Below are 14,758 nucleotides of genomic sequence, written 5' to 3'. Positions count from 1 at the left end.
GATGTCGACCAACAATCATCGCGCGGCCACACTCACCGAGACCCCGCCCTTCTACATGGCTGTCGGTGACGAGGTGGAGGTCTTCGGCGCCGCGGCGCGACGCGGCCTGCCCGTATTGCTGAAGGGCCCCACCGGATGCGGGAAAACGCGCTTCGTGGAGGCGATGGCCACCGGCCTGAACCGCGAGCTGATCACCGTTGCCGGGCACGAGGATATGACGTCGGCGGATCTGGTCGGCCGGTTCCTGCTGAAGGGCGGCGAGACGGTGTGGGTGGACGGACCGTTGACGCGGGCCGTGCGCGCCGGGGCCATCTTCTATCTGGACGAGGTGGTGGAGGCACGCCAGGACACCACGGTGGTGATCCACCCGCTCGCCGATCATCGTCGTGAACTGCCCATCGACCGGCTCGGCACCACCTTGCCGGCGGCGCCGGGCTTCCAGCTGGTGATCTCCTACAACCCCGGCTATCAGAGCGTGTTGAAAAACCTCAAGGAATCGACGCGCCAGCGGTTCGTCGCGATCGAACTCGGGTTCCCGCCCGCCGAAATCGAGACCGAGGTGGTCGCCCACGAGGCCGGGATCGACGCGAGGACGGCGGGTGCGCTGGTCACCTTGGGCAACGCCATCCGCAACCTGGACGGTTCGCCGCTGCGGGAGGTGTCGTCCACTCGAATGCTGGTGCTGGCAGGCGGTTTGGTGGCCGAGGGGCTCAGCCTGCGCAGCGCCGTCCAAGCGGCCGTCGTGCAAGCGCTCTCCGACGACCACGAGATCGTCCGCGCCCTGGGCGAACTCGTCGACGCCGTACTGCCCCGCTCATGACAGCCGACACCGGCGATCTCGACCGCTTCCGTTTGCTGGCGACCCACCTCGCCGGCCGGGCGGTCGAGGTCGCGCGGGCACCCGCCGGGGCGGCGGCCCACACGAACGGCCGGACCATCTTCGTCACGCCGGTCGATCAGCGCCGAGAGGTCGTGGTGCAGGCCGCGTTGCTCGGTGCGGGAAGCCTGGATCTGCGGGTGGTGAAATCGTTGCGGGCGCGGCCGGCGGTCGCTCGCCGTTATCTGGCCCTGGAAGGCAACCGGGTTCTCGCCGAGCTCGCCGCCCGTGTTCCGCTCGTCGCGGAGTCGGATCTCGGTGGCCCGCCACGCACATCCACGGCGGAGGAGTCGCTGGTGGTGGCCAAGGGCCGCAGTGCGGTCGCCGACCCGCCGGAATGGTTCGGCGTCATCAAACCGTCTCGCCTGCTGGCTCCTGTCGCCGGCGTGGGCGGGCGGCCCACCGACCGCGAGCTCCGACTGGAATTCGATCCCCTCGACGTGCCCGAGGCCGACGACGACGGTGACACCGAGCAGTCCGGGGACAGCAAGATCGCGAAACTGTTCGAGAATCCGCTGTTCAGCTCACGCACCCTGATGGACTTCTTCCGCAAACAATCCGGCAGCTCGAGATCGGCCGGGGACGGGCCGGCCGGTGCCGAGGCGCCCGTGCGGGCGGTGCGTCGCGCTCGCATGGTCGGGGTGCAGGCGCGGCCGCTGCCCGCGCGGATCCATTTCACCGACGACGGCAAGCCCGGCGCCGCGGTCGGCGTGGGCGGGGCCCTGTATCCGGAATGGGATGTCCACCATCGGCGCTACCGTCCCGAGTGGTGCCGGGTCATCGACTTCCCCTTCACCGGCGACGCCGACATCGCGGCCGCCGGTATCCCGGCCGACGACGTGCTGCGGCGTCGCCTGGCCCGAGTCGGCTTGGGCCCCAAGGCTCTTCGGGGCCGCCCAGACGGAGACGAACTCGACCTGGAGGCGCTGATCGACCTGTTCGTCGATCTGCGCTCGGGCCACTCGCCGCCCGAGCACGTCTACCGCGAGCACCGCAAACTCGAACGCGATCTCGGTGTCCTGATCCTGCTGGACGCCTCGGGCTCGGCCACCGATACCGACCCCGACGGCCTTGCCGTCCACGACCATCAGCGCCGCGCGGCCGCCACGCTTGCGGTCACCCTCGAAGAGCTCGGCGACCGCGTCGCGGTGTACGCGTTCCGATCCCAGGGCCGCCACGCGGTGCATCTCCCGGCGATCAAAACGTTCGGGCAGCGGTTCAGCGCGGTCGGGCGAGCCAGGCTCAACCAGCTCCAGCCGTCCAGCTACACGCGTCTGGGCGCTGGTATCCGGGGCGCGGGAGAAATCCTCAAAACCCAAGCGGGGACACGCAATCGGCTGTTGCTCGTGTTGTCGGACGGTTTCCCCTACGACGACGGCTACGAAGGCCGCTACGCCGAAGCCGACGCCCACAAGGCACTCGAAGAACTCCGCGCCGACGGCGTCGGATGCTTGTGCTTGTCGCTCGGCACGGCCACCGACACCGAAGCGCTCGAACGCGTATTCGGCTCCGCGGGCCATGCGAGCGCCGCTACTCTCGCCGAGCTGAGCCCGCGAATGGACGACCTGTTCCTGGCCTCGCTGCGCGAACACGGCGCACCGACACCGGCGCGGACATGACGTGCCGCTCGGAAAACGGGAAGAAATGGACGTTTCGATGGATGTAGTGCCACTCCAGCGCGCTCGCGACGCACTCACGGTCGACGCTCTCACCCATGCGTTCCGGCGCAACCTGCGCGCATCGGTGGTCGTCGTGGCCCACCAGGTGGAACAGGTGGTCGATCTGGCCGGAGGATGGCTGTTCGACCACGCCATCGCCGGCTGCGATGTTTCGGTCCTGATCGCTCGACCGGTCGATCCAGCGCCGCTGCGTGTGCTCGGCGCCAGCCTCATCGACCTCGCGAATGTGACACCGTTCTCGCACGACATCGTTCCACAGCAGTTGGCGATCGTCGGTGACGAGAGAACGTTCGACGAACCGGTACGCCGCTGGATCATGAGGTGCCTCGACACCAGCCACCCCGGAACGACGCTGTGGGGCGATGTCCACGATCCCGCCCTGCTGCGATGCACCAAGCCGCTGCACCATCAGCCGAGCCTCGCCGCGCTGGCATTCAAAGCCCGCGCCCATGCCCTCGCCACGCGCAGAGCGGGTACGGCCACCGGCAATCCGGACCCGCGTATCGAGTCGTTCCGTGCGGTGGCCGAAACACGGCCCACGACAGCTGTGCACGGCCGATCCCTGATCACTGGCGAGTGATACAGCCCAGACACCGCCCAGGAAAGACATCATGACGGCCGAACGTGCATACACCGATCGCCCCCGCTACCACTTCGACCGCCACACACCGCGGACCGATTAGGACACATTCATGACTTCATACTCCGGGGCAGGGACCGATCCGAACGAACCCCGAACCGGACCCGTGCTGGTGACCGGCGCATGCGGCCTGGTTGGCAGGGCGACCGTCCGGCGATTGCTCGAGGCGGGCGAGGAGGTGGTGGCCACCGACCTGGACCTGCCCGGGAACCGGCGTGTGGCGCGCACGCTCACCGCACCTCGGCTGGGAGTCCACTGGGCCGACCTGACTGACCCGGAACAGGTGGACAATTTGGTTGCCACCGTCGTTCCTCGTGGAATCGTGCACCTCGCCGCGATCATCCCACCGCTGTGCTATCGCCATCCCGATCTGGCCCGCGCGGTGAATGTCGACGCGACCGCCGCGCTGCTGCGCGCGGCCGAGAAGTTGTCCACCGCACCGCGATTCGTGCAAGCCTCCAGTATCGCCGTCTATGGTCCCCGAAACCCGCATCGCACCGACGCCGTACTCGCACCCGATACGCCGATCCGGCCGATCGACGTCTACGGAACGCATAAGGCGGCAGCGGAGGAGTTGGTGCGCACGTCATCACTGGAATGGGTCGTTCTCAGGCTCGGGGGAGTGCTGTCCGTCGGCGGGGGACTGGCCATCAACACCGACATGCTTCATTTCGCGGCCGCGCTGCCGGCGGACGGCCGGATCCACACCGTGGATGTCCGAGACGTCGCCGCTGCGTTCGTGTCCGCTTCGACGGTGACTGCGACGCGGGAGATCTTCCTCATCGCCGGCGACCCCTCACATCGGCAACGTCAACACGACGTGGTCGGATCCGTCACCGGTGCACTGGGTTTGGGTGATGTGTTCCCCGCTGGTGCAACAGGCAACCCGGACAACGACGAGGACTGGTTCACCACCGACTGGGTCGACACCGACCGGTCCCAGCAAGTCCTCGCATTCCAGCGCCATTCCTGGCCCGGCATGCTCGACGAAATTCGCGCGAAAGTGGGGTGGTACCGCCACCTGCTCCGCCCCGCAGCGCCCCTCGCGCGCTCCTGGTTGCCGCGCATGTCGCCCTACCGTGACATGCGCGCACCGTTCGCTCAGCCCTGGAACGCAATTCGGCTCAGGTTCGGCAATCCATACCCCGAACCGAAATGACTGACGACTGCTACACGGGCCCGGCTGAGTGACCGCTGTCGGTGAAGACGGGGTCAGCTTGGTCTTGGTGTCGGCGCCTTCGATCAGACGCCGAGCCCGCACTGCACCATCGTCCGGCAGACATGCTCGGCGCTCGCGGCGGCCGTCCTACCGGTCGGCCGCGACCGACGCCGAGTTGTCCCGTACGGCCTGGCCGTACCGCCGCGACGTGAAAACCCTTGTCCCGTAGGGGGTCTCCACGGTGGCGGTGGTGGAGGCGCCGATGATGAGGAGTGTGCGCATGTCGACCTCGTCCGGGTTCAGCTCGGCCAGGGTCGTCACGCGCACCGATTCGGTCGGCCCACCGACGTCGCGGCCGAGGACCACCGGTGTGTCCGGGCCGCGGTGCTCGAGAACGAGCTCGCGCAGGGCGCCCACCTGCCACCGCCGCTGGGTGGAGGCCGGGTTGTAGATCGCGATCGCCATATCGGCGGCGGCGATCGCCGAAATGCGTTGCGCCACGGTCTCCCACGGCTTGAGGCGGTCCGAGAGCGAGATCATCGCGAAGTCGTGACCGAGGGGCGCGCCGATGCGGGCGGCGACGGCACTGGCCGCGGTGACGCCGGGCAGTACCCGCACGGGCACGTCACGCCATTGCGGATCCGCGGATTCCTCGACGACCGCGGCGGCCATCGCGAACACCCCGGGGTCGCCGGAGGACACGACCACCACGCGGGCGCCGGATTTCGCCAGATCCAAGGCCATGGCGGCGCGTTCGGATTCGACCCGGTTGTCGCTGAGATGGCGGCGCTGCCCGGGGCGGACCGGCACCCGATTCACGTAGGTGGTGTAGCCGACGATGTCGGTCGCCGCCGCAAGGGCGCGGGTGACCTCGGGCGTGGTCCACTGCGCGGAGCCGGGTCCCAGTCCCACGACCACGACCTCACCGACCTCGGGAACGGGGGAGGCGGGCGAAACATCCTGGGCCGCAGCGGGTTCGGCGGTGGTGAACGGTATCTCGGTGGTCGGGGCAGGTCCGGGCACCACGGTGATGGCGAAATACGGCACGTCGGCGTCGGAGACGTCGGCGGCGCGCAGGATCCGCTGCCGCCCGGTGCTGGCGCGCTCCACATAGTAGGCGTCGTCGAGCCGGCCGGCCTTCGACAACGCTTGCCGCACACCGGGATAGGTGCGGCCGAGTTTCATGATCGCCGCGGCGTCGGCATCGGCGAGGCGTTCGGCGAGCTGATCCGGCGGCATGGTCCCGGGCAGCACCGTCAGCACCTGCTCACCCTCCACCAGCGGTGTGCCGAGCGCGGCCGAGGCGGCGCTGACCGAGGTGATGCCCGGGATGATCTCCGCGGGGAACCGGTCGGCCAGGCGCCGGTGCATATGCATATACGAGCTGTAGAACAGCGGATCGCCGGCCGCGAGCAGCGCGACGGTGCGGCCCGCGGCCAGATGGGCGGCCAGCAGGTCGGCGGCGCGTTCGTAGAATTCGTCGATCGCGCCCTGATAGCCGCCCGGATGGTCGGTGGTCTCGGTGGTCACCGGATAGACGAGATGTTCCTCCAGCTGGCCGGGTCGCATATACGGCGCCGCGATCGAGCGCGAGATGCTGCGACCGTGGCGGGCGCTGTGGAAGGCGATGACATCGGCCGATTCGATGATGCGGGCCGCCTTCACCGTCACCAGTTCCGGGTCGCCGGGGCCGAGACCCACACCCCACAGTTTTCCGGGCGCGCTCATTCTGTGCCCGTCGAGGAATGAGCTCGGGCGCTCCGTGGTTACGCGCGCTGCCTCCTCCGCACCCTGAGCGCTCATTCCTGCTCACTCGCGATCGCGTTGAGGGCGGCGGCGGTGATGGCGCTGCCGCCGCGCCGGCCGTGCACGGTGAGGTACTCGACGCCACCGTATTCGGCCAGGGCCTGTTTGGATTCGGCGGCGCCGACGAAGCCCACCGGGATTCCCAGCACCGCTGCGGGACGGGGTGCGCCCGCGTCGAGCATGTCCAGCAGATGGAACAGCGCGGTCGGGGCATTGCCGATCGCGACCACGGCGCCGTCGAGCCGATCGCGCCACAGTTCCAGTGCCGCAGCCGATCTCGTATTGCCGATTTCCTGTGCGAGCTGCGGTACGCGCGGATCGGCGAGCAGGCACAGCACGTCGTTGTCGGCGGGCAGACGTTTGCGTGTGACGCCGGAGGCGGCCATGGTGGCGTCGCACAGGATCGGCGCGCCGGCGCGCAGGGCGGTGCGGGCCGCCGCCACGACCCGCGGGGTGTGGGAGATATCGGTGGTCAGATCGACCTGTCCGCACGCGTGGATCATGCGCACCACCACCTGCGCGACATCGGCCGGGAACCGCGCCAGATCGGCTTCGGCCCGGATCGTCGCGAACGAGCGCCGATAGATCTCGGCCCCGTCGGTGAGGTAGCTGGTACGCACATCGGACATGGGCATCACCCTAGCGGTGGGAATCCGGGCCCCGAGCGGCAGCGTGGGCGAGTCACCGCCCGGTCCGCAACCTCGGGCGCCCGGCCCGCGACCTCAGAACGGCAGCCGGGCCCGCCAGGGTGATTCGGCCGGATCGTGCAGGGGATTGGCGAGGACGAGGTAGCGGAACAGGGCCAGCGCCCCGGTGAGCAGCAGCACCGCGAGCGGGACTTCGGCCAGTACGGCCGTCGCGATCGACACCCGGATGTCGTCGGGGCCGGCGGTCGTCGTGTCGAACCAGGCGTCCGCCAGCAGCAGGACGCCGGTGCCGAAGGCGGGCAGGATGAGCAGTGCCCGGCGCCGCCAGCCGAGATAGGCGGTGGTCGCCATCATCACCACCAGCAGAATGTCGAATCCGATCCACACGAGGGACCAGTTGTTCGCGTTGTACTCCTGCGGCAGCGTGAGTCCGAGATAGACCAGCCACGGAATCATCGCGACCGAGCCGCCGACCATCAGCGACAACCGCAGCCCGCGCGCCACGCGCACCCGGCGGGGATTCGGCCGTACCCGGTCCGGCCGCAGGCGCGCGACCAGTTCGAGCCGCTGGGCGAGCGAAAGCTCCTCGATCTGCGCGTCGGAGAGCAGGGCGGCGGTGGACGGCTGCGGGGCGGACGGGTCCATCGATTCAGTGTGCGCGAATCGCAGGGACGAGGCATAGTGAGTCGCCGCAGCCGCGGCGGTGCGAGTCTCAGCGATCCGCGTGGGGGCCGGTGATGCGATAACCGCCGGCTTCGGCGACCACTTCGGTCACCGGCCCGGCCGGACGCCCGCATTGCCGATCGCACCCGGACCAGTGCTGTCGCCCGGCGACGACCACCTGATCGGCCGCGACGCCGGACAGGTCGGGCGCCGGGGCGCCGACCGGCAGCACCCGCCCGGAGGTGACGGCGCCGGCCGCATCGGCCCGCACGTCGGTGAGCGATTTCGCGCAGCCCGGCCGCCCGGCGCACGCGGTCACCGCCAGCCACGGCGAGTTCGCGTCGAAGATCAGGCCCATCGGTGCCAGCACCCGTACCACCTGCTCGGCCGTCCACTCGTCCATATCGGCCACGACGAGACTGCGCCAGGGGGTGATCAGAATCGGATGTTCGACCGCCGCGACGAATTCCGCGGTCCGCGCCGGGAGCGCGCCGAGGGGCACCGCCGCCCCGAGCGCGACGCGGTCGTCGGCCTGGGTGAGCCAGCCGATCGGAATATCATGGCGGGCAACGAGATCCATTGGTTCGGCGGTCGGTTCCAGAGCCAGTTCCGCCAGGATCCGAGCCGGGCCGTCGGCGATCTCGCGCAGCCGCCACTGTTCGCCGCGCACCCGCTGGAAGCTGTGTGCCGCCGCCAGCATCGTGTCCACCGCCCGGTCCGCGCCGATGCGCGCGCCCGAATCGCGGCCGGCCAAAACCAGCGCGAACTCGGCCTCATCGGTGGCGTGGACGCCGATATCGCCGCCGAGCCCACTGATGTCGCCGCGGCCGTCGTCGAGGGTGAACAGCACTCGCCCGGGCAGCGCGGCCAATTCCGGGGCCGCCCGCAGCCCCGCGTCGAGTTGCGCGGCCAGCGGATGCACATCGCTCCAGCCGCCCGACCGGCCCGACAGCGGCGAGGCCACGATATTGCGCACCCGCTCATGGGTGGGCGCCGGCAGCAGATCGGCGCGCTCGAGCCGCTCGGCCAGTGCCGCGGCGTCGTGGATCTGCCGCAACTGCACATTGCCGCGCGAGGTCAGTTCGATGCTGCCGTTACCGAGATCGCCGGCCGCCCCGGCCAGCGCGCGCAGTTGATCGGGGGTGATCGCGCCGCCGGGCAGCCGGATCCGGGCCAGCGGACCGTCGGCGGCCTGATGCAGGCGCAGGACACCGGGGCAGGAGTCGGGAGCGGAACGCGTCATGATGTCCCCAGCCTACGAGCTGGGCGTGCCCGGATTGTGGCCGGTGCGTCCCAACCACGGGCTTTTGACCGCGCCGCACCTCGCGTCCGGAACCGGGCCCAGCCGAGATGGCCACTCGCGGCGGCGGATCACCGGTCCTTCGGGGCACTCTTGTCCCGCGCGCTGATCACGGCCTTCCACAGCTGATCGTCGACGTAACTGTCCGACAACAGGTGTGGGTTGTCGTGCCGCTCGAGGTGGTCGCGGCGGACCGTGGACTCGAAGACCAGCAGCCCGAAGATCGCGACCGCCGCGCAGGCGCCGGCGGCGACGAGCAACAGCCCGCCGTGGCCGCCCGCTGCAGCGGCCAAAGCCATTGCCAGCAATGCGACAGCAATCATCATGCATGTTATTCCCGACCAGGCGGCAAAGCGGTTCCGCCTGCTCCATCCCGGTGTGTTCGGCATATTCACAGCGTACGCCGCGGAGTCGGATCGGGAAATACCGGTCACAGCAGTGCGATAGCATCCGGGGGCTCGCCGATACGAGGAAAGCCGGTGCAATTCCGGTGCGGTCGCGCCACTGTGACAGTCAGACCCTCCGGGCGGGCGGCCGTATCCGCCATGGGCGCGTCACCCGAGGAGAACCGTGATCCTGCTGCTGTCCACGTCCGACACCGATCTGCTGTCCGCGCGCGCGAGCGGCGCCGAGTACCGGCTCGCCAACCCGGCCCGGTTGCTGGTGGAGGATCTGCCCGGACTGCTCGAGGGCGCCGATCTGATCGTGGTCCGCATCCTGGGCGGCCGCCGTGCCTGGGAAGACGGCTTGGACGCGCTGCGTGCCAGCGGGATTCCGCTGGTCGCCCTGGGGGGCGAGATGGCGCCCGATGCCGAGCTGATGGAGTGCTCGACGGTCCCGGGTGGAGTCGCCGCGGACGCGCACAACTATCTCGCCGCGGGCGGGCCCGGCAATCTGCGGCAGCTGCACAACTTCCTGTCCGACACGGTGCTGCTGACCGGTCACGGTTTCGAGCCGCCGGTCCAGCTGCCCTCCTGGGGTGAACTCGACCGGACCCCGGAGGCGTTGTCCGGCAACGATTCCCGCCTCGCCGCCGCGCCGACGGTGGCCGTGCTGTACTACCGCGCCCAGCACCTGGCCGGGAATACGGCCTACGTCGAGTCGCTGTGCCGCGCGCTGGAACAGGCCGGCGCCCGCCCGCTGCCGCTGTACTGCGCATCGCTGCGCAATGCCGAACCGGACCTGCTCGACACGCTGCGCCGCGCCGACGCGCTGGTGGTGACCGTGCTGGCCGCGGGCGGCACCAAACCCGCCACCGCCGCCGCCGGAGGTGACGACGAGGCCTGGGATATCGGCGCGCTCGCCGACCTGGATGTGCCGATCCTGCAGGGCCTGTGCCTGACCAGCGGCCGGGACCAGTGGGCGGACAACGACGACGGGCTCTCGCCGCTGGACGTCGCCACCCAGGTCGCGGTGCCGGAATTCGACGGGCGGATCATCACGGTGCCGTTCTCGTTCAAGGAGTTCGACGCCGACGGTCTGTCCACCTATGTGCCCGACCCGGAGCGGGCGGCCCGGGTCGCGGGCATCGCGGTGCGCCACGCGCGGCTGCGGCATCTGCCCGTGGCGCAGCGGCGGATCGCCCTGATGCTGTCGGCGTATCCCACCAAGCATGCCCGCATCGGCAATGCCGTCGGGCTGGACACCCCCGCCAGTGCGATCCGGCTGCTGACCGAAATGCGCACGGCCGGTTACGATCTCGGCGCGGCGGGTGAGGTGCCGGGGCTCGAGGAGCGCGACGGCGACGCGCTCATCCACGCGTTGATCGCCGCCGGTGGCCAGGATCAGGATTGGCTCAGCGCGGAACAGTTGGAGGGCAATCCGATTCGCATCGGCGCCCGGCAGTACTCGGCCTGGTTCGACACCCTGCCCGAGGAACTGCGCACCGCGGTCGTGGAGGCGTGGGGGCCGCCGCCGGGCGAGTTGTTCGTCGACCGCTCCGCCGACCCGGACGGCGAAATCGTCATCGCCGCACTGCGTTTCGGCAACATCGTGCTGCTGGTGCAGCCGCCGCGCGGCTTCGGCGAGAATCCGGTCGCGATCTACCACGATCCGGATCTGCCGCCCAGCCACCACTATCTGGCGGTGTACCGGTGGTTGTCCGCAGCGACCGACGAAGGTGGATTCGGTGCCGACGCGATGGTGCACCTGGGCAAACACGGCAATCTGGAATGGCTGCCGGGCAAAACGCTGGGCATGTCGGCGGCCTGCGGTACCGATGCCGCCCTCGGCGATCTGCCGCTGATCTATCCGTTCCTGGTCAACGATCCCGGTGAGGGCACCCAGGCCAAGCGTCGCGCCCACGCCACACTGGTCGACCATCTCATTCCGCCGATGGCGCGCGCCGAGACCTACGGCGATATCGCGCGCCTGGAACAACTGCTCGACGAGCACGCCAACATCTCGGCGCTGGATCCGGCCAAACTGCCCGCGATCCGCCAGCAGATCTGGACCCTGATGCGGGCCGCGAAGATGGACCACGACCTGGGGCTGGACGAGCGGCCGGACGAGGACACCTTCGACGACATGCTGCTGCACGTCGACGGCTGGCTGTGCGAGATCAAGGATGTGCAGATCCGCGACGGTCTGCACATCCTGGGCCAGGCCCCCGCCGGGGAGGGCGAACTGGATCTGGTGCTGGCCATGTTGCGCGCCCGCCAGCTGTGGGGTGGCGAAGTCGCGGTGCCGGGGCTGCGCGAGGCATTGGGGCTCGACGAATCCGGGGAGGAATCGCGCGAGCGCGTCGACGTCGTCGAGCAGCGCGCCCGGCAGCTGCTGGCCGCACTGCAGGCGGCGGAGTGGTCGCCGGAGGCGGTCGGGGAGCTGGTGGCCCGCTACGAACCCGATGCTCCGGACACTCTCGCCGCCGTCCTGCGGTTCGCCGCAACCGAGGTCGTGCCCCGGCTGCGGCAGACCGGAGTCGAGATCGAGCGGATTCTGCACGCCCTGAACGGTGGTTTCATCCCGGCCGGCCCGAGCGGCTCGCCGCTGCGCGGTCTGATCAACGTGCTGCCGACCGGGCGGAACTTCTATTCCGTGGATCCGAAGGCGGTGCCTTCGCGGCTGGCGTGGGAGACCGGGCAGGCGATGGCGGACTCGCTGCTGGAGCGCTACCGCGCCGATCACGGCGACTACCCGCGCTCGGTCGGGCTCTCGGTGTGGGGCACCTCGGCCATGCGGACCGCCGGTGACGATATCGCCGAGGTGTTCGCGCTGCTGGGTGTGCGGCCGGTGTGGGACGAGGCGAGCCGCCGCGTCAGCCGCCTGGAGGTGATCGACCTGGCCGAGCTGGGCCGCCCGCGCATCGACGTCACCGTCCGGATCTCCGGCTTCTTCCGCGACGCGTTCCCGCACGTGCTGGCGCTGCTCGACGACGCGGTCCGGCTCGTGGCCGATCTGGACGAACCGGCGGAGTCGAATTACGTTCGCGCGCATACCGATTCGGATCTGGCCGAGCACGGCGACCGGCGTCGCGCCACCACCCGGATCTTCGGCTCCAAACCCGGCACCTACGGCGCCGGCCTGCTGCAGCTGATCGACTCCAAGAGCTGGCGCACCGACGACGACCTGGCCCAGGTGTACACCACCTGGGGCGGCTACGCCTACGGCCGCGGTCTGGACGGCGCGCCGGCTGCCGACGATATGCGCGCCGCCTACCGGCGCATCGCGGTCGCGGCCAAGAACACCGACACCCGCGAACACGACATCGCCGATTCCGACGACTACTTCCAGTACCACGGCGGTATGGTCGCCGCCGTCCGGGCGCTGACCGGGAAGAATCCCGAGGCCTACATCGGCGACTCGACGCGCCCCGACGCGGTGCGCACCCGCACCCTCTCCGAGGAGACCACGCGGGTGTTCCGTTCCCGCGTGGTCAATCCGCGCTGGCTGGAGGCGATGCGCCGCCACGGTTACAAGGGTGCGTTCGAGATGGCCGCGACGGTCGACTACCTGTTCGGCTACGACGCCACCACCAATGTCGTCGCCGACTGGATGTATGAAAAGCTCTCGGAGAGCTACGTATTCGACGATGTGAACCGCAAGTTCATGACCGAGTCGAATCCGTGGGCACTGCACGGTATCGCCGAACGCCTGCTCGAGGCTGCCGAACGCAAACTGTGGGAGGCCCCGCAGCCGGAAACGCTCGACCGGTTGCGGCAGATCTACCTCGAAACCGAGGGCGAACTGGAATAGCACGTGGCCGCTACGTCGGCGGGCGCACCGGAACCCGCGCCGCGCGGCGGATGTGCGAGTTGCGAGTCCGGCCCTACCGTGGGGATATGACGTGGAACGAACTCGCACAGGAGAAGTACGTCCTGCTCACCACCTACAAGAAGGACGGCACGCCGGTCGGGGCACCCGTGTGGGTGGCTCCCGACGGCGACCGGCTGGTGGTCTGGACCAATCCGAAGACCTGGAAGGTGAAACGGCTGCGCCGCAATGCCGCGGTGACGGTTCAGGCCTGCGACGCCCGCGGCCGCACGTCGGGATCGCCGGTGAGCGCCGGCACGGCGCGCATCCTCGACGCGGAGGGGACCGAACGGGTCCGCGATCTCGTGGCCCGCAAATACGGCGTGATCGGCACGGTGTTGATCCGCGGCCACAAGCTGATCTTCGGTAAGGACCGCTCGGTCGGGCTGGCGATCACCGCCGAACCGGCGGGGGAGTAACCGCCGCCGGATCAGGCGGTGCACGAATCAGGCCGGGGCAGCGGTGATTTCGATGCCGATCGTGCCCTTGCGTCCGCGTCGCAGCAGGCTGCCGGTGACGATCAGCCAGCCCATGATCGAGTACTTGCGCTTGATCAGCTGCCGGGTCCGGTCGCTGTCCTGCTCGTCGAGCACGCGAGCGGTGCCGCGCACGATCTCGCCGTGCGGCTTACCGGATACGTTGCACGGCTGCACGGTGACCTCCGGATTGCGCCGCACCCGCTTGACCTTCCAGGCGGCGGTCTCGGTCCAGACGTACAACTTGGCATCGTCGAGCGCCGCCCACACCGGGGTCGCGACCGGTGTGCCGTCCTTCTTGTAGGTGGTGAGCAGAACGTAGTTCGCGGTACCCGCGGGCCCGAAAGGATTGTCCACGACTGTCGAGCCTAATCGGTCGAGCCCGGAGGCGGCAGCGGAGCGTCACCACGGAGGGCTCCCCGATCAGGCTCCGAACGACACAGCCTGATCGGTCGGAAGGGCGACGTGAATCATGCGGTGTGCGTGAGGATTCGAGGGCCCTCGTCGGTGATGGCGACCGTATGTTCGGAATGTGCGGTGCGCGAGCCGTCGGCGGAGCGGATCGTCCACCCGTCCGGATCGGTGATGATGCGGTCGGTGGTGCGGGCGAACCAGGGTTCGATCGCGATGGTCAGGCCGGGGACGAGTCGCATGCCGCGCCCGGCGCGCCCGGCGTTGGGGATGTGCGGATCCTCGTGCATGGTGCGGCCGAGCCCGTGACCGCCGAATTCGGTGTTGACGGGGTAGCCGTGCCGCCGCGCGACCGCCGCGATGGCCGCGGAGATGTCGCCGAGCCGCCCACCCGGCCGCGCGACCTCGACGGCGGCGGCCAGGGCCTCCTCGGTCGCGGCGACCAGCCGGGCGTCCTCGGGATCGGCGGTGCCGACGATGGTGCTGACCGCGGCGTCGGCGACCCAGCCGTCGACCGAGACCGCCAGATCCATGGTCAGCACGTCCCCGTCGCGCAACCGGTAGTCGTAGGGCAGGCCGTGCAGGACCGCATCGTTGACCGACAGACAGACGGTGTTGCGGAACGGCCCGCGCCCGAACGAGGGCGCGTAGTCCCAGTAGCACGACACCGCTCCTCGTTCCCGGATGCGCTGGCGCACATGCTTTTCCAGATCGAGCAGGTTCACCCCGACCTCGGCTTTCTCCCGCAGCTCCGCGAGCACCTGGGCGACGAAGCGCCCGGCCACCCCCATCCGCTCGATCTCGGCGGCTGTCTTCAGTTCGACCATGAAACCTCCCTGGAATCGGTAT

General features: G+C 69.6%; 13 protein-coding genes. 6 read left to right on the top strand and 7 right to left on the bottom strand.

What is annotated here, in order from left to right:
* Nucleotide 1 precedes the first annotated feature (1 nt).
* The 4 genes from NK1_RS22280 to NK1_RS22265 all read left to right on the top strand — a co-directional run bounded on the left by NK1_RS22280 (nt 2) and on the right by NK1_RS22265 (nt 4,355).
* The gene (locus NK1_RS22280) at nt 2-820 is read left to right on the top strand and encodes a CbbQ/NirQ/NorQ/GpvN family protein (protein WP_063011569.1); all 819 of its coding nucleotides are present in this window, start codon (nt 2-4) and stop codon (nt 818-820) included.
* A complete protein-coding gene (locus NK1_RS22275; protein WP_063011567.1) occupies nt 817-2,496 on the top strand; it encodes a nitric oxide reductase activation protein NorD in 1,680 nt (559 codons plus the stop codon). The genes NK1_RS22280 and NK1_RS22275 overlap by 4 nt, the downstream gene beginning before the upstream one ends.
* Nucleotides 2,497-2,533: 37 nt before the next feature.
* Complete coding sequence (locus NK1_RS22270) at nt 2,534-3,136, top strand: hypothetical protein (protein WP_157104390.1); 603 nt, start codon at nt 2,534-2,536, stop codon at nt 3,134-3,136.
* Between the two features lie 112 nt (nt 3,137-3,248).
* Nucleotides 3,249-4,355: an NAD-dependent epimerase/dehydratase family protein gene (locus NK1_RS22265; protein WP_063011563.1), complete on the top strand. Its 1,107-nt coding sequence runs from the start codon at nt 3,249-3,251 to the stop codon at nt 4,353-4,355.
* A gap of 147 nt (nt 4,356-4,502) precedes the next feature.
* Here the strand turns inward: NK1_RS22265 and cobJ are convergent, their stop codons facing one another.
* From cobJ to NK1_RS22240, 5 genes are all read right to left on the bottom strand, one after another.
* A complete protein-coding gene (gene cobJ, locus NK1_RS22260; RefSeq protein ID WP_063011561.1) occupies nt 4,503-6,083 on the bottom strand; it encodes a precorrin-3B C(17)-methyltransferase in 1,581 nt (526 codons plus the stop codon).
* A 71-nt stretch (nt 6,084-6,154) separates the two neighbouring features.
* Nucleotides 6,155-6,790 (bottom strand): precorrin-8X methylmutase, encoded by a 636-nt coding sequence (locus NK1_RS22255; RefSeq protein WP_063011559.1) that lies wholly within the window; start codon nt 6,788-6,790, stop codon nt 6,155-6,157.
* A gap of 93 nt (nt 6,791-6,883) precedes the next feature.
* Complete coding sequence (locus NK1_RS22250; protein WP_063011557.1) at nt 6,884-7,453, bottom strand: hypothetical protein; 570 nt, start codon at nt 7,451-7,453, stop codon at nt 6,884-6,886.
* A 67-nt stretch (nt 7,454-7,520) separates the two neighbouring features.
* Entirely contained in the window at nt 7,521-8,714 is a 1,194-nt protein-coding gene (gene cobG / locus NK1_RS22245) for a precorrin-3B synthase (RefSeq protein ID WP_063011555.1), read from the bottom strand.
* 128 nt (nt 8,715-8,842) lie between these two features.
* Complete coding sequence (locus tag NK1_RS22240) at nt 8,843-9,097, bottom strand: hypothetical protein (protein WP_157104389.1); 255 nt, start codon at nt 9,095-9,097, stop codon at nt 8,843-8,845.
* A 244-nt stretch (nt 9,098-9,341) separates the two neighbouring features.
* Between NK1_RS22240 and cobN the strand changes: the two genes are divergently transcribed.
* Both cobN and NK1_RS22230 read left to right on the top strand, forming a co-directional pair.
* The gene (gene cobN, locus NK1_RS22235) at nt 9,342-12,965 is read left to right on the top strand and encodes a cobaltochelatase subunit CobN (RefSeq protein WP_063011551.1); all 3,624 of its coding nucleotides are present in this window, start codon (nt 9,342-9,344) and stop codon (nt 12,963-12,965) included.
* Between the two features lie 86 nt (nt 12,966-13,051).
* Nucleotides 13,052-13,441 carry a PPOX class F420-dependent oxidoreductase gene (locus NK1_RS22230; RefSeq protein WP_063011549.1) on the top strand — a complete coding sequence of 130 codons (390 nt, stop codon included), beginning with the start codon at nt 13,052-13,054 and terminating at the stop codon, nt 13,439-13,441.
* Between the two features lie 27 nt (nt 13,442-13,468).
* On the opposite strand, the gene NK1_RS22225 is transcribed toward NK1_RS22230, so the two are convergent.
* Nucleotides 13,469-13,855, bottom strand: coding sequence for a PPOX class F420-dependent oxidoreductase (locus NK1_RS22225; RefSeq protein ID WP_063011547.1), 387 nt, complete (start codon nt 13,853-13,855; stop codon nt 13,469-13,471).
* 113 nt (nt 13,856-13,968) lie between these two features.
* Nucleotides 13,969-14,736: a type I methionyl aminopeptidase gene (gene map, locus NK1_RS22220; RefSeq protein WP_063011545.1), complete on the bottom strand. Its 768-nt coding sequence runs from the start codon at nt 14,734-14,736 to the stop codon at nt 13,969-13,971.
* Nucleotides 14,737-14,758 lie beyond the last annotated feature (22 nt).

Origin of the sequence: Nocardia kruczakiae NBRC 101016 (genome assembly GCF_001612965.1) — a bacterium.
Classification (GTDB): Bacteria; Actinomycetota; Actinomycetes; order Mycobacteriales; family Mycobacteriaceae; genus Nocardia; species Nocardia kruczakiae.
This window is presented reverse-complemented; position numbering and strand designations above follow the sequence as displayed.